Annotated in this window: 16 protein-coding genes and 1 pseudogene; 14 read left to right on the plus strand and 3 right to left on the minus strand. The window is 66.2% G+C overall.

Annotated elements, in window-relative coordinates:
- Window positions 1-118 precede the first annotated feature (118 nt).
- Window positions 119-1,651, plus strand: a complete 1,533-nt coding sequence (locus VIF40_RS00540; protein ID WP_331935562.1) for an aldehyde dehydrogenase family protein — start codon at window positions 119-121, stop codon at window positions 1,649-1,651.
- Between the two features lie 20 nt (window positions 1,652-1,671).
- The gene (gene hglS, locus VIF40_RS00545) at window positions 1,672-3,066 is read left to right on the plus strand and encodes a 2-oxoadipate dioxygenase/decarboxylase HglS (protein ID WP_331935563.1); all 1,395 of its coding nucleotides are present in this window, start codon (window positions 1,672-1,674) and stop codon (window positions 3,064-3,066) included.
- On the opposite strand, the gene VIF40_RS00550 is transcribed toward hglS, so the two are convergent.
- Window positions 3,037-3,630: a phosphatase PAP2 family protein gene (locus tag VIF40_RS00550; protein ID WP_331935564.1), complete on the minus strand. Its 594-nt coding sequence runs from the start codon at window positions 3,628-3,630 to the stop codon at window positions 3,037-3,039. The genes hglS and VIF40_RS00550 overlap by 30 nt on opposite strands.
- A gap of 476 nt (window positions 3,631-4,106) precedes the next feature.
- Window positions 4,107-4,337 (minus strand): hypothetical protein, encoded by a 231-nt coding sequence (locus tag VIF40_RS00555; RefSeq protein WP_331935565.1) that lies wholly within the window; start codon window positions 4,335-4,337, stop codon window positions 4,107-4,109.
- A gap of 444 nt (window positions 4,338-4,781) precedes the next feature.
- On the opposite strand from VIF40_RS00555, the gene VIF40_RS00560 reads away from it, so the two are divergent.
- The 12 genes from VIF40_RS00560 (at window position 4,782) to VIF40_RS00615 (ending at window position 15,315) form a co-directional block, all read left to right on the plus strand.
- The gene (locus VIF40_RS00560) at window positions 4,782-6,647 is read left to right on the plus strand and encodes a methanol/ethanol family PQQ-dependent dehydrogenase (RefSeq protein WP_331935566.1); all 1,866 of its coding nucleotides are present in this window, start codon (window positions 4,782-4,784) and stop codon (window positions 6,645-6,647) included.
- Window positions 6,648-6,765: 118 nt separating this feature from the next.
- Entirely contained in the window at window positions 6,766-7,647 is an 882-nt protein-coding gene (moxJ, locus tag VIF40_RS00565) for a methanol oxidation system protein MoxJ (protein WP_331935567.1), read from the plus strand.
- 59 nt (window positions 7,648-7,706) lie between these two features.
- Complete coding sequence (gene moxG, locus VIF40_RS00570) at window positions 7,707-8,288, plus strand: cytochrome c(L), periplasmic (protein ID WP_331935568.1); 582 nt, start codon at window positions 7,707-7,709, stop codon at window positions 8,286-8,288.
- Window positions 8,289-8,435: 147 nt separating this feature from the next.
- Window positions 8,436-8,687: a methanol dehydrogenase gene (locus VIF40_RS00575; RefSeq protein ID WP_331935577.1), complete on the plus strand. Its 252-nt coding sequence runs from the start codon at window positions 8,436-8,438 to the stop codon at window positions 8,685-8,687.
- A 153-nt stretch (window positions 8,688-8,840) separates the two neighbouring features.
- Window positions 8,841-9,872, plus strand: a complete 1,032-nt coding sequence (locus tag VIF40_RS00580; protein ID WP_331935569.1) for a MoxR family ATPase — start codon at window positions 8,841-8,843, stop codon at window positions 9,870-9,872.
- Window positions 9,873-9,885: 13 nt separating this feature from the next.
- Window positions 9,886-10,734 carry a DUF58 domain-containing protein gene (locus VIF40_RS00585; protein ID WP_331935570.1) on the plus strand — a complete coding sequence of 283 codons (849 nt, stop codon included), beginning with the start codon at window positions 9,886-9,888 and terminating at the stop codon, window positions 10,732-10,734.
- 2 nt (window positions 10,735-10,736) lie between these two features.
- Window positions 10,737-11,648 (plus strand): nonribosomal peptide synthetase MxaA, encoded by a 912-nt coding sequence (locus tag VIF40_RS00590; RefSeq protein WP_331935571.1) that lies wholly within the window; start codon window positions 10,737-10,739, stop codon window positions 11,646-11,648.
- On the plus strand, window positions 11,645-12,670 hold the full coding sequence (locus tag VIF40_RS00595; RefSeq protein WP_331935572.1) for a vWA domain-containing protein: 1,026 nt from the start codon (window positions 11,645-11,647) through the stop codon (window positions 12,668-12,670). Before VIF40_RS00590 ends, VIF40_RS00595 begins: the two co-directional genes overlap by 4 nt.
- Window positions 12,667-13,272, plus strand: a complete 606-nt coding sequence (locus VIF40_RS00600; RefSeq protein ID WP_331935573.1) for an MxaK protein — start codon at window positions 12,667-12,669, stop codon at window positions 13,270-13,272. The genes VIF40_RS00595 and VIF40_RS00600 overlap by 4 nt, the downstream gene beginning before the upstream one ends.
- A gap of 8 nt (window positions 13,273-13,280) precedes the next feature.
- Entirely contained in the window at window positions 13,281-14,294 is a 1,014-nt protein-coding gene (locus VIF40_RS00605) for a vWA domain-containing protein (protein WP_331935574.1), read from the plus strand.
- Window positions 14,291-14,815: an SRPBCC family protein gene (locus VIF40_RS00610; protein ID WP_331935575.1), complete on the plus strand. Its 525-nt coding sequence runs from the start codon at window positions 14,291-14,293 to the stop codon at window positions 14,813-14,815. The genes VIF40_RS00605 and VIF40_RS00610 overlap by 4 nt, the downstream gene beginning before the upstream one ends.
- A 2-nt stretch (window positions 14,816-14,817) precedes the next feature.
- Window positions 14,818-15,315 carry a hypothetical protein gene (locus VIF40_RS00615; protein ID WP_331935576.1) on the plus strand — a complete coding sequence of 166 codons (498 nt, stop codon included), beginning with the start codon at window positions 14,818-14,820 and terminating at the stop codon, window positions 15,313-15,315.
- Between the two features lie 90 nt (window positions 15,316-15,405).
- On the opposite strand, the pseudogene cpsB reads toward VIF40_RS00615, so the two are convergent.
- Window positions 15,406-15,573: pseudogene (gene cpsB / locus VIF40_RS00620) on the minus strand (mannose-1-phosphate guanylyltransferase/mannose-6-phosphate isomerase); the annotation flags it as partial.

A 15,573-nucleotide genomic window follows, 5' to 3' on the forward strand; every position in this document is an offset into this window, starting at 1 on the left:
CCATTCTGGCGGGACGCGCGTCGTTACGCCGCCCCGACGTTCGCATTGCAAATACATCGAACACGAGCTATTTGCGAGATAAATAAAGCAGCAAAACGGCGAGATGGGAAGCACAACCATGGAATCTCGTACAAAACACAACGATATAGCAGCACGAGCTGAAGAGCTGCTATCGCGTATTACTGTTCCGCCCGCGCTATTCCGCGATGGACAATTGCACAGCAAATCGCCGATTACCGGAGATGTGATCGCCAGAGTGAAAACACGAGACGGCGATGCTTTAGACGTCGCGATCGGCGAAGCTCACGCCGCCTTCCTCGAATGGCGCAATATTCCCGCTCCGCGGCGCGGCGAATTGGTGCGGCTGCTCGGCGAGGAATTGCGCTCGGCCAAGGACGAGCTCGCCGAGCTCATCACCATCGAGGCCGGCAAGATCGTCTCCGAAGCGCGCGGCGAGGTGCAGGAGATGATCGACATTTGCGACTATGCCGTCGGCCTGTCGCGCCAGCTCTACGGCCTCGCCATAGCGACCGAGCGCCCCGGCCATCGCATGATGGAGACATGGCATCCGCTCGGCGTCGTCGGCGTCATCACCAGCTTCAACTTTCCCGTCGCGGTCTGGGCCTGGAACGCCGCCATCGCGCTGGTCTGCGGCGACGCTCTCGTCTGGAAGCCCTCGGAAAAGACGCCGCTGACGGCGCTCGCGACGCAGGCGCTGCTCGACCGCGCCATCGCGCGCTTCGGCAATGCGCCGAAAGGACTCTGCGCCCTCGCCATCGGCGGGCGCGAGCTCGGCGAGAGGCTCGTCGACGATCGACGCGTCGCGCTGGTCTCGGCGACGGGCTCCACCGCCATGGGCCGCATCGTGGGGCCGCGCGTCGCGCAGCGTTTCGCGCGCTCGCTGCTCGAGCTCGGCGGCAATAACGCCGCCATCGTCTGCCCTTCGGCTCCGCTCGATCTCGCCGTCCGCGCCATCGCCTTCGCGGCGATGGGGACGGCCGGCCAGCGCTGCACGACGCTGCGCCGCCTCATCGTCCATGAATCGGTCTATGACCAGCTGATCGGCCGGCTCTCGCTCGCTTACGCTTCGGCGCCGGTCGGCGATCCGCGCGAGGGCAAGACGCTCATCGGCCCGCTCATCGACAAGGCCTCCTACGACGCCATGCAGAAGGCGCTGGACGAGGCCGTGGCGATCGGCGGCAAGGTCTATGGCGGCCAGCGCCTGCTCGCGCAGGAGCGCCCCGACGCCTATTATGCGCGGCCGGCGCTGGTGGAGCTGGCGGAGCCCGCGCCCGTCGCGCGGCGCGAGACTTTCGCGCCCATCCTCTATGCGATGAAATATCGCGATCTCGACGAGGCGCTGCAGATGCAAAACGACGTGAGCCACGGCCTCGCCTCGTCGATCTTCACCACCGATCTGCGCGAGGCGGAGCGCTTCCTCTCGGCGGAGGGCTCCGATTGCGGCATCGCCAATGTGAACATCGGCCCCTCGGGCGCCGAGATCGGCGGCGCTTTCGGCGGCGAGAAGGAGACCGGCGGCGGCCGCGAGGCGGGCTCCGACGCCTGGAAGGCCTATATGCGCCGCGCCACCAACACGATCAATTATTCGAGCGCGCTGCCGCTCGCGCAAGGCGTCGTCTTCGACGTCTGACGCAAGGGAGTAAGTCCGACATGACCGACGCCCATGTTCCCGCCGATACGATCCGCTCGATCTTCTCCGCGGCGATGACGCAAATGTATCGCGACGAGGTCCCGCGCTATCTGGAGATGACGCGCATCGTCGGCGAGATCGACGGCGAGACGCTCGCCCGCGACGCCGCGCTGGAGGCGCGCCTTCGCCGCTCGCACGGCTACGATCTGATCGGCGTCGAGCGCCATGGCGCCATTCGCGTCGGACGGCCGGAGGAGCTCGCCGGCCTGCGCCGGCTCTTCGCCGTCATGGGAATGTATCCGGTCGGCTATTACGATCTCTCGCCCGCCGGCGTGCCGGTTCATTCCACCTGCTTCCGGCCGATCGAGGCGGAATCGCTGAATCGTTGCCCCTTCCGCATCTTCACCTCGCTGCTGCGCCCGGAGCTCATAGAGGGCGAGGATCTGCGCCGCGAGGCGCAGGAGATACTCTCGCGGCGGCGCATCTTCACGCCGCGCTGCCTGCATCTCGTCGAGATTTTCGAGACCAATGGCGGGCTCGGCGAGGCGCAGGCGATCGAATTCGTGCATGAGGCGCTGCACACATTCCGCTGGCGCGGTGAGGCGACGGTGACGGCCGGCGTCTATGAGGCCTATCGCAAGGCGCATCCGCTCGTCGCCGACGTGGTCTGCTTCCCTGGGCCGCATATCAATCATCTGACGCTGCCGACGCTCGACATGGATGCCGCGCAGAAGGCGCTCGCCGAGCGCGGGCTCGATCCGAAATCGATCGTCGAAGGCCCGCCGCCGCGCGCGTTTCCGATTCTGCTGCGGCAGACCAGCTTCAAGGCCATCGCCGAGCCGGTGCGCTTCGCCGGACGCGACGACGCGCGCGGCGAGCATCGCGCGCGCTTCGGCGAGATCGAGCAGCGCGGCGCGGCGCTCACCGCGAAAGGCCGCGCGCTCTATGACAGGCTGCTCGCCGAAACGCTCGCCGCCGCGCCGCCGCGCGAGGGCGCGATCGCGGATTACAAAGCGGAGCTGAAGCGCCGCTTCGCCGCCTTCCCCGACGACGCCGCGGCCTTGCGCGCGCAGGGCCTCGCCTTCTTCCGCTACGCGCCCGGCGACAAGCAGCGCGCGAATTCGGGACGCGGCGATGTCGAGACGCTGCTGCGTGACGGCGCGCTCATCGCCGAGCCGATCACCTACGAGGATTTCCTGCCGGTGAGCGCCGCGGGCATCTTCCAGTCCAACCTCGGCGAAGGCGGACGTCGCGCGCTATCGGCCGAGGCCAATCGCGAGGCGTTCGAGCATGCGCTCGGAACCAAGGTCGCCGATGAAATGGCGATCTATGCGCATGAGGAGAAGCGCTCGCTCGAGCGCGCTCTCGCCGCGCTCGGCGTCATTTCACCAATGGCCGAGAATGCAGGCCGATAGCGGATAGCCCATGGCGAGGCCCATGGTCAGCCCGCCGAGCACGTCGCTCGGATAGTGATGCGCGGTGGCGATGCGCGACCACGCCATCGAGAGAACCAACACTGCGGCGGAAGCGGCGGCGGAGGGCCAGGCGAGAACGATCGGCGTCAGCACGCCGCTGAGCGTCATCATATGACCGCTCGGAAAGGAGTGCTCGTCGAGGATCTTCAACAGCGACGTCAGCCGCGGATCGACATGGAAGGGCCGCTTGCGTCCGATGCGCTTCTTGATGATCGGGAACAGCGTATGCAGCAACGCGGCGTTGAGTCCGCCGAGCGCGATGACGGGCCAGCCTTCGAGGCCGACGAGCGAGAAGATCGCCACGGCGAGGATCGGATAGATCCACCCATTGCCGAGCTTGCTGATCGTGATCGCGAGCATGCGACCGAATGTGAATTTCGTGGAGAGCGTCACGAAATGCACGCCCGCGAGATCGGCCTGCGACAGGCGATCTCGCCACGAGAGCAGCGTCTCGGCGAGGACGAGGCGTTCGAGAGAGAGACGGCGGTTCGATGCGAGCAGCATGGCGAAAACGCTAGGCGCCGCGTGCTGCTGTTTCGTGACACATGAACGACGTTTCGATTGCAACGATCGCGACGATCGTCACATCAATGTCAACTCACGCGTGAGGCCCCGCGAGCAGAAAGGGATAGATCGCGAGCTTCGGCGTAGCGCAAAGCGCGAAATATTTTCGCGCCTCCCGATTTTTTCGACGATCGTCGCGCGTCGCCGAGCGCGCGCCCCTCCGCATGGCGACGCGAGCGCGACGTGGCGCGAGGGCGCGAGGGCGGAGACGAGGCGGGGCGATTCGAATTGGGGCGGCTCGGCGGCGGTGTCCCGTTTCTGTCCAGAAAACGACACGAGACGCCCGCCACTGTGCCATTCCGGGGGGCTCCACGCGCTCTCGACGTGAATTTTTCCCGACCGCGCCGACGAAAGCTCATTCTTCTGCGCCCGCCCCTCGCGACGCGGACGAGGCGCGCCGAAGCGCGGGCGCGAGCTTATTTTCGCCGTGTCTTGGGCTTGGCTGGTGGAGGCTCGGGATCGAAAGTGAAAGAGCGGCCGCCCAATGATCCCTCGAAAGGCGCGGCCTCGCTCGCGCGCCGCAACTCGAAACGGATCACCGTATTGGGAACGAGCACGCGAAGCGTCGTCTCGGCGAGCCGTTCGATTTCTACTTCCAGCGGCTCGTCCGGCCGGTCGATGTCGGTCAGTTTGATACGCCTTTCCATCTCGTTCCTTTTCGAGTCCATCATCCATGGATCGTCCCGGATCGCATCGTCGATCGGAGCCGATCACGCCGTCTTGAAATGGAACGAATGGCCATCGGCCGCGCCTCGGCTTCAAAGGCCATGCCACTTTGTCAACATCGCGGCGCGACGGGGGCGGGAACAGGATGTCTGCTCAAGTGAAGTCGTGATGAAGGAGCGGCGCTTATGCCGATTCTTCCCGCGTGAGATTACCGACAAATCATACAGACAGAGACGCGGCCGAAAACCTATATCTCGCCGGCCCCAGACCTCGTTTTTTCGGGCCTAAGCGTCACGACGACATCGAGGCCGGAGGCCGACAAACAAGAATGGCTCGAGTAAATCACGAGCCGTTGTTTCACGAGGCGACATCTCCATTCCGCTCTGCGATTCGCCGAGCGATGGCTGTTGCAGGAGGACTCGTCGATGAGGAAACTACTGAATTCGGTATCGCTGCTCGCCGTGCTGACGGTGGCGCCGATCGGCGTCGCGTCGGCCAACGACAAGCTCGATCAGCTGTCCAAGAGCGAAGACAATTGGGTGATGCCGGGTAAGAACTATCACTCGGACAACTACAGCACGCTGACGCAGATCAACACCGACAACGTCAAGAATCTGAAGGTGGCCTGGAGCTTCTCGACGGGTCTCTTGAACGGCCACGAGGGCGCGCCGCTCGTCGTCGACGGCAAGATGTATGTCCACACGTCTTTCCCGAACAACACTTTCGCGCTCGACCTCGACGACCCGACGCGCATTCTGTGGCAGGACAAGCCGAAGCAGAACGCCGCCGCGCGCGCCGTCGCCTGCTGCGACCTCGTGAACCGCGGCCTCGCTTATTGGCCGGGCGACGCCAAGACCCCGCCGCTCATTCTCAAGACGCTGCTCGACGGCCATATCGAGGCGCTCAACGCCAAGACCGGCGAGCTCCTCTGGAAGGTCGAGAACTCCGACTATAAGGTCGGCTCGACGCTCACCATCGCGCCCTATGTCATCAAGGACAAGGTCCTGGTCGGCTCCTCCGGCGCCGAGCTCGGCGTGCGCGGCTATGTGACCGCCTATGACGTCCACACCGGCGAGCAGTCCTGGCGCGCCTATGCGACGGGTCCGGACGAGGATCTGCTGCTCGGCAAGGATTTCAACAGCAAGAATCCCCAATACGGCCAGAAGGGCCTTGGCACCTCGACCTGGGAGGGCGACGCCTGGAAGATCGGCGGCGGCACCAATTGGGGCTGGTATGCTTACGATCCGGGCACGAACCTCTTCTACTACGGCTCGGGCAATCCGGCGCCGTGGAACGAGACGATGCGTCCGGGCGACAACAAATGGACGATGACCATCTTCGGCCGCGACATCGACACGGGCGAAGCCAAGTTCGGCTATCAGAAGACCCCGCATGACGAGTGGGACTTCGCCGGCGTGAACTTCATGCTGCTCACCGAGCAGAAGGACAAGGACGGCAAGGAGCGCAAGCTTCTCACCCATCCGGATCGCAACGGCATCGTCTACACGCTCGACCGCACCAATGGCGATCTGATCTCCGCGGACAAGATCGACGACACGGTCAACGTGTTCAAGACGGTCGATCTGAAGAGCGGCCTGCCGGTTCGCGATCCGGAGTATGGCACCCGCATGGATCATCTCGGCAAGGACATTTGTCCCTCCGCGATGGGCTATCACAACCAGGGCCACGACTCCTACGACCCGACCAAGCAGCTGTTCTTCCTCGGCGTGAACCACATCTGCATGGATTGGGAGCCCTTCATGCTTCCCTATCGCGCGGGTCAGTTCTTCGTCGGCGCGACGCTGAACATGTATCCGGGTCCCAAGGGCGATCGTCAGAAGGGCGAGGGCCTCGGCCAGATCAAGGCCTACAACTCGATCACCGGCCAGTTCAAATGGGAGAAGGCGGAGCGCTTCGCCGTTTGGGGCGGCACCACCGCGACGGCCGGCAATATCGTGTTCTACGGAACGCTGGACGGCTTCATCAAGGCTCGCAACAGCGACAATGGCGAGCTGCTGTGGAAGTTCAAGCTTCCCTCCGGCGTGCTCGGCTATCCGATCGTCTATAATCACAAGGGCGTCGAATACGTCGCGATCATCTACGGCGTCGGCGGTTGGCCGGGAGTGGGACTCGTGTTCGACCTTCAGGACCCGACTGCCGGCCTCGGCGCGGTGGGCGCGTTCAAGCAGCTCGCCAACTACACGCAGATGGGCGGCGGCGTCATGGTCTTCTCGCTGAATGGCAAGGGCCCTTACGACGACGTGAATCTCGGCGAATATAAAGCCCACTGATCGTCGGCGGCGTCGGTCGCGCCCTCCCCTGTTCGCGACCGACACAGCACGCCGCCCGGATGCGTCAAAGGCGTCCGGGCGGCCTTGCCTCACGATGCAAACCCATCGGATCGATCCCATGTCGCGTATCACCTCTTCGAGTCTCGCCGCCTCCGGCCTCGCTCTGGCGATTCTGTCCGCCGCCGCCGGCGCTTCGGCGCAAGAGACGAAGCCCACGGCCGCCGCCGCGGACACGCTGCGCATCTGCGCCTCCGAAGCGCAGTCGCCTCTCTCCCTCAAGGACGGAACCGGCCTCGAGAATCGCATCGCCGTCGCCCTCGCCGAAGCGATGGGCCGCAAGGCGCAATTCGTGTGGACGTCGAAGCCCGCGATCTATCTGGTGAGGGATTATCTCGACAAGAGCCAGTGCGACGTGGTCGTCGGACTCGACGCGGGCGATCCCCGCGTGCTGACGAGCAAGCCCTATTTCCGCAGCGGCTATGTGTTCGTGACCAAGGCCGAGAAAAATCTCGACATCAAATCCTGGTCCGATCCGCGCATAAAATCCTTCAATCACATCGCCGTGCCTTTCGGCTCTCCGGCGGAAGTGATGCTGAAGGAGATCGGCGAATATGAGGGCGACATGGCCTATCTCTATTCGCTGGTGAATTTCCGCTCGCCGCGCAATCAATATACGCAGATCGATCCTGCGCGCATGGTCGGCGAAGTGGCCAGCGGCGGCGCCGAGCTGGCGTCGGCCTTTGCGCCGGACGTGGCGCGTTTCGTCAAATCCTCGCCGACTCCTCTGCGCATGACGATGATCGACGACGATTCCAAACGCAGCGACGGCCAGAAGGTCGGGCAGCACTACGACCAGTCGGTCGGCGTGCGCCTCGCCGACAAGGAGCTCCTCGTGCAAGTGAACGCCGGCCTCGAGCGCGCCAAGCCGAAGATCGACCAAATCCTCACGGCGGAAGGCGTTCCGTTGCTGCCCATCGTCAATCCGGTCGCGGCGCATTAGAGCGTCTATCGCTCCGAGCGAAAAACGATACCGGCGAACATTCGAAGAGACCGACACAAATGAAATCGACCAAGAAAAAGGCCTTTGTCCTGGCCGGAGGCGCCTTCGCCAGCATGATCGCCCTCGCGGCGATCGCGCAGGACGCCGGCATCACCTTTCGCAACACGATCACCGGCGAGGTGCTGAATTTCGACGACGCGCTTCCCGAGGGCAAGGACACGAAAGGCGTGAAGCAATTCATGCAGACGGGCGTCAATCCTTATAATGAGGATGTGAGCTGCCTGAAGCAGGGCGAGCAGATCTTCCTCTCCGCCTGCTCCGGCTGTCACGGCCATCTCGGCGAAGGCAAGATCGGCCCCGGCCTGAATGATTCCTATTGGACCTATCCGCAGAACGCGACCGACGAAGGATTCTTCTCGACCATCTTCGGCGGCGCGCAAGCGTCCATGGGTCCGCAATACGCCAATCTCCAGCTCGACGAGATGCTGAAGGTCATGGCCTGGGTCCGCCATCTCTACAAGGACCCCGTTGCTGGAACGACCTGGCTGACGCCTGAGCAGCGCGCGAAGTTCAAGCCCTATCCCGGACATGAGACATTCCCCGACGATCCGCCCGGTCAGTGCAAGACCTCGGGAAAATAAAAGACGTCGGGAAAATGCGAGGCCTCGGGAAAATGAAAGTCGCGCACGCGTGAGCGGCGCGGCGGCCGCGGCGAGAGCCGCGCATAAATTGGAGGAAGCACGATGGGAGTTTTGAAGATTGCGGCGGCCCTCGGCGTCGCGTTCGTCATGAACGCGGCTGCGATCGGCGCGGCCTCGGCCTATGACGGAACCAAGTGCAAGGCGCCCGGCGATTGCTGGGAGCCCAAGCCCGGCTTTCCGGACAAGGTCGCCGGCTCGAAATACGACCCCAAGCACAACCCGACAGAGCTCGCCAAGAACCAGTCCGCCGTCGCGGCCATGGAAGAGCGCAACAAAAAGCGCGTCGAGCACTTCAAGAAGACCGGCAAATTCGTCTATGACGTGAGCCAGATCCCGTAAGCGATCGAATAAAAAGCCGCCCCCGCGCCCGGGGACGGCAGTCATGCGGCCACGGTCCGGATCCGGCGTCATTCGACAACAACGCGTCGGACCCTTTCCCGGGATCGTGGCTGCAATGCTTTTCCTTCCGACGAGACGTTGGACTCGCTCAGCGTGACAGAGACCGCCGAAACCGACGCGACCTTGGCCGACTGGCGCGCCAAGGCGCAGGAATTCGAAACGCGCGTCGCACGCGCCGTCATCGGCCAAAGCCGCGTCATCCGCCTGGTGACGATCTCCATTTTCGCGCGCGGCCATGTGCTGCTCGAAGGCGATGTGGGCGTCGGCAAGACCACGCTGCTGCGCGCCGTGGCGCGCGCGCTCGGCGGCGCCTATTCGCGCATCGAGGGCACGGTCGATCTGATGCCCAGCGACCTCATCTATCACACCTATCTCGCCGATGACGGCCGCCCGCGCGTCGAGCCCGGCCCGGTGCTGCGGCAGGCAGAAAATCTCTCCATCTTCTTCTTCAACGAGATCAATCGCGCGCGCCCGCAGGTGCATTCTCTGCTGCTGCGGCTGATGGCGGAGCGCAGCGTCACCGCCTTCGATCGCGACTATTCCTTTCCCGCGCTGCAGGTCTTCGCCGATCGCAATCTCGTCGAGCGCGAGGAGACATTCGAGCTCCCCGCCGCGGCGCGCGACCGCTTCCTCATGGAAATCTCCATGAAGACGCCGAGCGATCCTGACGCGCGCCGCGCGCTGATCTTCGATCCGCGCTTCCATGACGTGGACCGGCTGCTCGACGACATCGGCGAGCCCGTCTTCGACTATCGCGCGCTCGCCGCCGTCGCCGAGCTGATCCAGACGCGCGTCCGCGCGAGCGAGACGTTGCAAGCCTATGTGGCGAAGCTCTGGGACGCGCTGCTCGATCCGCTCGCGGCGGGGGTCACGCTGCCGGACGTCGAGATGCGCGGCCTGGTGCGCGGCGGCGCCAGCCCGCGCGGCCTCGCCTTTCTGGTCCGCGCGGCGCGCGTGCGCGCCTGGCTCGAGGGTCGCGACGCGCTGACGCCGGAGGACATTCGCGAAATCTTCCTGGAGACGATGGCGCATCGCATCTTCGTCGATCCGATCTATGCGATGCGCGGCGACGACATCGTCCGCGATCTGTGCCGCGCGGCCTTCGCCACGGTCCCGGCGCCCTAGTGGAAGGCGCGTGATGGCCGAGCTCCTCGACATCGCCTATCGTCCCCGCGGCCGCGTCTCCAACGGCTCGGTGGGCGCGCATGGCGGCGTGGACGTCGGCGGCATCGGCGTGTTTCGCGATCACGCGCGCTTCATTCAATATCCAGACGCGCGGCGCATCGACATTCGCGCCACCATGCGCGATCCGACCGGCGAGACACATGTGCGCCGCTTCGAGCAGCGCAATTCCATCGACGTCTATGCGCTGGTCGATCTCTCCGCCTCCATGGGATTCCAGGGAGCGGCGCGCCGGCTCGATCTCGTCGCCGATCTTTGCGCCGCGCTCGGCTATTCGGCGACGCGCGTCGGCGACCGCTTCGGCCTCCTCGCCTGCGACGCGACGCTGCGCAATGATCTCCTGCTGCCGGCGACGCGCGCGCGCGGCGCCGCGCGCGGGGCGGCCGAACGTCTGCGCGCCTCGACGCCGCGCGGCGCATCGGCGCAAGGGCTGACGGAAGCCGCGGGCTCCATCGCCGGGCGCCGCAAGCTCGTCCTGCTGATTTCCGATTTTCGCTGGCCGGCGCGCTTTACCGCGCATTTGTTCGGCCTGTTGGCGCAGCATGATCTCGCGCCCATTCTTCTCGTCGATTCCGCCGAGGAGCGCGATCTTCCCCATTTCGGCCTCGTCGAGCTCGACGATCTCGAGAGCGGCGCACGGCGGCTCGTGCTCATGCGCCCCGCCCTGCGTCGCCGCTGGCTCGCGCGCGAGGCCGAGCGGCGCGACGCATTGCGTCGTCTCGCGCTCGCCCATGGGCGTCCGCCCTTCGTCATCCGTGACGCCTTCGACGCCGACGCGCTGTCGCGTCATCTGCTCGGGCTCTGACGATGCGCGCCGCCCTTCTCGCCCTTTCGCTTCTTCTCGCGCTCGCCGGCGCAGCGGCCGCGGAGCAAGTGAAATCCGTGCGTCTCTACGCCGATCGCAGCTTCGGCTTCTTCGTCGGCGATCTGGTGACGGCGCGGCTCGAGATCGTCGCCGAGTCCACGCTGCAACTGCAGACGGCGTCGCTGCCGCGCCCCGGCCCGCTCGACTATCGGCTCGATCTGCGCGACATTCGGCTGCGCGAGGACTCCGCCGGCGCCGGCCTCACGCGCTGGAGCATAGAGCTCACCTATCAGCTCTTCTATGTCGCGCTGGATGTGCGCGATCTGCAAATTCCGCCTTTCTCGCTGCGCTTCACGCGCGAGGGCGCGACCGAGACCGTGCAGGCGCCCGCCTGGATGATCGGCGTGTCGCCGCTGCGCGAGGTGCTGCCGCAGCGCCGCGACGATCCGACCGACTATATGCGTCCCGACGCCAGCGTCACGGCCGGCGACGCGACGACGCCGGCCATTCGCGCCGGCGTCTTTGTCGCGCTCGCATTCGGCGCGCTGGTTCTGGTCGCGCGTGATCGCGGCTGGCCGCCTTTCCATCGCCGGCGCGCCCGCGTCTTCGCCGCCGCCGCGCGTCGCATCGCAGCGCTGGCGCGACGCGGCGACGAGCCGGCGCGACGGGACGCCATGCTCTCGCTGCATCGCGCGATCGACGAAACCGCAGGGCGGCGGATCTTCGCCGAGGATATCGGCGCCTTTCTCTCCCACAAGGCGGAATTCGTCCCTGCGGGAGACTCGCTCGACCGTTTCTTCGGCGCCTCGCGCGCGCTCTTCTTCGGCGTCGCCGATTCGGGCCCCGATCTTCCCCTCGCGGACATTGCCGCGCTGGCGAAATCGCTGGCGACGCTCGAGCGGGGCGCGCGATGAGCTTTGGCGTCGCCTCTCCTCTCGCGCTGCTTCTGCTGCCGCTGGCGCTGGCGCCGCTGGTCTTCTCGGCGCTGCGGCCCTCGCCGATCTCATCCGTCGCCGCCGCGCCGCAGGACACGCTATCGGGCCTCGTCGCCGCCGCCTTGCGCCTCGCGGCCATGCTCGCCATCGGCGCCTGCGCGGTCGCCGTCGCCGGCCCCTATCGCGAGGGCCGCTCGATCCCGCGCTCTGGCGTAGGCGCGGAAATCTCGCTCCTCATCGATCGCAGCGCGAGCATGAACGAGACCTTCGCCGGCCGCACGCCGGCCGGCGGCGAGGAATCGAAAGCCTCCGCCGCCAAGCGCTTCATGAGCGACTTCGTCGATCGCCGGGCGCATGATCTGTTCGGCGTCACCGCCTTTTCCACCTCGCCCATATTGGTCATGCCGATGACCGATCATCGCGCGGCGGTGCGCGCCGCCGTTCAGGCGATCGACCGGCCGGGCCTCGGCTACACCAATATCGGCCGCGGCCTCGCAATGGCGCTTTCCCAGCTGCCCGCCGGCTCTGATGTCGAATCGCGCGTGATATTGCTCGTCTCGGACGGCGCCGCGGTCATCGATCCGCGCATACAGGATCAGCTGCGCGCCGATTTCCGCAAGATCATGCCCAATCTCTATTGGCTGTTCCTGCGCACGCAGGGCTCCAAGGGCTTCAGCGACAAGCCCGATCCGGGCGAGCTGGACACGCCGCAGGCGCTGCCGGAGCGCCATCTCGACCTCTTCTTCAAATCGCTCGGCGTCTCCTATCGCGCCTTCGAGGCGGAAGGCCCCGCCGCGGTGGCGGAGGCCATCGCCGAGATCGACCGGCTCGAGCGCCGTCCCTTCCGCTACGCCGAGCGCATCCCGCGCAAGGATCTGACCGGCGAGACGCTGCTCGTCGCCGCCATCGCCTCATCCTTGCTGCTCGCCGCGAAATTCGCCGAGACCGGATTGAAACAGGCCGCCTCGGCGCCGCGACGGCCCGCGAGGAGGCTCGCATGAGCGAAGCGGCGTATGCCGAGACGGTGCGGAAAGCCCTCGCGCGTCTTCTCGCGCGCTGGCGCTCGAGCCTTTTGCTGCTGCTGCTCGGCGCGGCGCTCGCCGGCGCGTTGCAAGCCACGCTCGCCACATGGCGCGCCCGCGCCGACAATGCGGCCCTGGGGGCGCTCGCCGCCGGCCACGACGTCGAGACCGACGCCTCCTCGGCGCCGGAGCTGCTCGCGGCGCGCGCCGGCTTGCTGGCGAAGCGCGACGAATTCGACAAGGCGCGCGCTCTGCTGGAGCCGCTGGGCGCCGCCGGCCGCGACGATCTTTCCGCTCTCGCCCACTATGATCTCGGCAATGCGCTGCTGCGCCACGCCTTCGATCTGCTGGAGCGCGGCCAGCTCGAGCCGGCGGGCCCCTTCGTCGAGCTGGCGCGGCGCGAATATCGCCGCGCGCTGCAATATCGGCCGGACTTCTGGGACGCGAAATATAATCTCGATGTCGCCGCCCGCCTCGTGCGCGACAATCCGCAGCTCGAGCGCTCCGGCGGCGACGAGCTTCCCGCCGATCCGAAGAAAATCTGGACCGACATTCCCGGCGCGCCCAAGGGGCTGCCATGATCGCGGCCATGATCGCAGCCGTGATCGCCCGCCTGCGCGACGCGCGTTTTCTGTCGCTCGCCTTCGCAGGGGCGATGCTGGGCGCGGCCTTTCTCTTCCCGCGCGCCGAAGCCGTGCGCAATCGCGCCGATCTGCTGCTGACGCTCGACATCACCGGCAGCATGAACACGCGCGATTATACGCTGGACGGCGCGCCGGCGAGCCGCATCGAATACGCCAAGCGAGCCCTGCGGCGGCTGGTCGCCGATCTTCCCTGCCCGTCACGCGCGGGGCTCGCCATCTTCACCGAGCGCGAGCCCTTTCTTCTGTTCGAGCCGATCGACGTCTGCACGAATTTCGCCGCCATCGACGCGGCGATCGGCGCGCTCGACTGGCGCATGGCCTGGGAGGGCGACAGCCGCATTTCCGCGGGCTTCTTCCGCGCGGTGGAAATGGCGCGCCGCATCGACGCCGATCTCGTCTTCGTCACCGACGGACAGGAGGCGCCGCCGCTTCCGGCCTATGGCGCCCCGGTCTTCGAGGGCAAGCGCGGCGAGGTTCTCGGCCTCATCCTCGGCGCCGGCGGCTATGAGCCGGCGCCCATTCCCAAATTCGACGATCGCGGCCGCGAGATCGGCTTCTATGGCGCGGACGAGGTCCCGCATGAGAGCCGCTTCGGCCTGGCGCCGCCGGGCGCCGAGCAGCGCGAGGGCTACAACCCGCGCAATGCGCCCTTCGGCGGCGCCATGACGATCGGCACGGAGCATCTCTCCTCCGTGCGCGAGCCCTATCTGCGCCAGCTCGCCGAAACCACCGGCCTCGCCTACGCCCATTTGGAGAAGCCGGACGGGCTCGCCGCCGCGCTTCTCGCCGTCGCGCATCCGCGGCCGAGCCTCGCGCCCGTCGATCTGCGTCCCGCCTTCGCCGCGGCGGCTCTGGCGGGCTTCGCCATCCTCTATCTGGTCATTCCGCTCGCCGAAATTTTGCTCATGCGGCGCCGGCGCTCCCGTCTCGCAACCGCACTTCCGAGGAGACTAACGTGAAACCGACAATCGCCCTCTTCGCCTTCCTTCTGTCGATCGCGCCGGCGTTCGCGCATGGCCCGACGCCGATCAAGGTGGACGAGAAGATCACCGTCGCCGCCGACCCCAAAACCGTCTGGGCGCTCGTCGGCCATTTCGGCTCGCTCGACTGGCATCCCGATGTCGCCGGCGTGAAGGCCACCGGCGGCGACGGCAATGGCGCCGTCCGCGAGATCACGCTGCGCAAAGGCGGCGTCGTGACCGAGAGCCTCGACGAATATGATCCGCAGCAGATGAAGCTCAGCTATCGCATGTCGGACCCCAATCTCGACGCTCTGCCGGTCAGCTCCTATTCGGCGACGCTCGCGGTGAAGCCGGCGGCCGGCGGCGGCAGCGAGGTGCAATGGTATGGCCGCCTCTATCGCGGCGACACCAGCAACGAGCCGCCGGACAATCTCAACGACGACGCCGCGCGCGAGGCGATGACCACATTTTTGAAGGACGGCCTGCAAGGACTCGCCAAGAAGCTGCAGGGCAAGTGACGATGCGAGCGCCGCGTCTCGCCGCCCTTTGCGCGACGCTCGCGGCGCTGCTCTGCGCCTGCGGGGACACGACCCCGCAGCGCCCCGCCGTCGAGGTGAAGCGCAAGGACGAGCTGCCCAAATGGCTGACGCCGATCGACCGCGTCGATCCGGCCTATTGGCTCGCGGCGCGCAAGAATGGCGGCGCGCCGGTCGCGGAAGCGCGGGTGGCGCGACTGCGCGCGGCGCTCGAAATCGGCGGCGCGCATTTTCTCGAATCGCCGCGCATGCTCGCCAATCGCGCCGGCCAGCTCGCCGACATGCTCGCGGAGATCGGCGCGGCCGAGGACGAAGCCGAGCTGATCGAAAATCTCGCGCGCATTTCCGCCGTGACGCCGAACAAGCAGACCTTCGGCGATCTCTGCCAGCATTATTTCAACCTGCGCAAGCAGGGCGCGACGCCGGAGTCGGCGCTCGCCGATCTGCGCGAGCGCTATGGCCTGCAGAATCGCGGGCAATAGGACGGGGCGGAAACGATGCGAGCCTGAAGGCTCGCAGTCCAGGGCGCATATTGGACCGCGAGCCTTCAGGCTCGCCTATCATCGCTCGCGTCAGCCGCGGTTGTAGACGTCCTGCAAGCGCACGATATCGTCCTCGCCGAGATAGGAGCCGGTCTGCACCTCGATGAGCTCGAGATCGATCTTGCCGGGATTGGTCAGGCGATGAATGCAGCCGATCGGCAGATAGACCGATTCATTCTCATGCACGAGCAGCGTCTC

It is taken from the genome of Methylosinus sp., from assembly GCF_036560965.1.
In the GTDB taxonomy this organism is placed as follows: Bacteria; Pseudomonadota; Alphaproteobacteria; order Rhizobiales; family Beijerinckiaceae; genus Methylosinus.

Bases quoted from the DNA above. Each gene is read 5' to 3' on its own strand.
- VIF40_RS00540 (WP_331935562.1), top strand. From the start codon at position 119: ATGGAATCTCGTACAAAACACAACGATATAGCAGCACGAGCTGAAGAG.
- hglS (WP_331935563.1), top strand. From the start codon at position 1,672: ATGACCGACGCCCATGTTCCCGCCGATACGATCCGCTCGATCTTCTCC.
- VIF40_RS00550 (WP_331935564.1), bottom strand. From the start codon at position 3,630: ATGCTGCTCGCATCGAACCGCCGTCTCTCTCTCGAACGCCTCGTCCTC.
- VIF40_RS00555 (WP_331935565.1), bottom strand. From the start codon at position 4,337: ATGGAAAGGCGTATCAAACTGACCGACATCGACCGGCCGGACGAGCCG.
- VIF40_RS00560 (WP_331935566.1), top strand. From the start codon at position 4,782: ATGAGGAAACTACTGAATTCGGTATCGCTGCTCGCCGTGCTGACGGTG.
- moxJ (WP_331935567.1), top strand. From the start codon at position 6,766: ATGTCGCGTATCACCTCTTCGAGTCTCGCCGCCTCCGGCCTCGCTCTG.
- moxG (WP_331935568.1), top strand. From the start codon at position 7,707: ATGAAATCGACCAAGAAAAAGGCCTTTGTCCTGGCCGGAGGCGCCTTC.
- VIF40_RS00575 (WP_331935577.1), top strand. From the start codon at position 8,436: ATGAACGCGGCTGCGATCGGCGCGGCCTCGGCCTATGACGGAACCAAG.
- VIF40_RS00585 (WP_331935570.1), top strand. From the start codon at position 9,886: ATGGCCGAGCTCCTCGACATCGCCTATCGTCCCCGCGGCCGCGTCTCC.
- VIF40_RS00590 (WP_331935571.1), top strand. From the start codon at position 10,737: ATGCGCGCCGCCCTTCTCGCCCTTTCGCTTCTTCTCGCGCTCGCCGGC.
- VIF40_RS00595 (WP_331935572.1), top strand. From the start codon at position 11,645: ATGAGCTTTGGCGTCGCCTCTCCTCTCGCGCTGCTTCTGCTGCCGCTG.
- VIF40_RS00600 (WP_331935573.1), top strand. From the start codon at position 12,667: ATGAGCGAAGCGGCGTATGCCGAGACGGTGCGGAAAGCCCTCGCGCGT.
- VIF40_RS00605 (WP_331935574.1), top strand. From the start codon at position 13,281: ATGATCGCAGCCGTGATCGCCCGCCTGCGCGACGCGCGTTTTCTGTCG.
- VIF40_RS00615 (WP_331935576.1), top strand. From the start codon at position 14,818: ATGCGAGCGCCGCGTCTCGCCGCCCTTTGCGCGACGCTCGCGGCGCTG.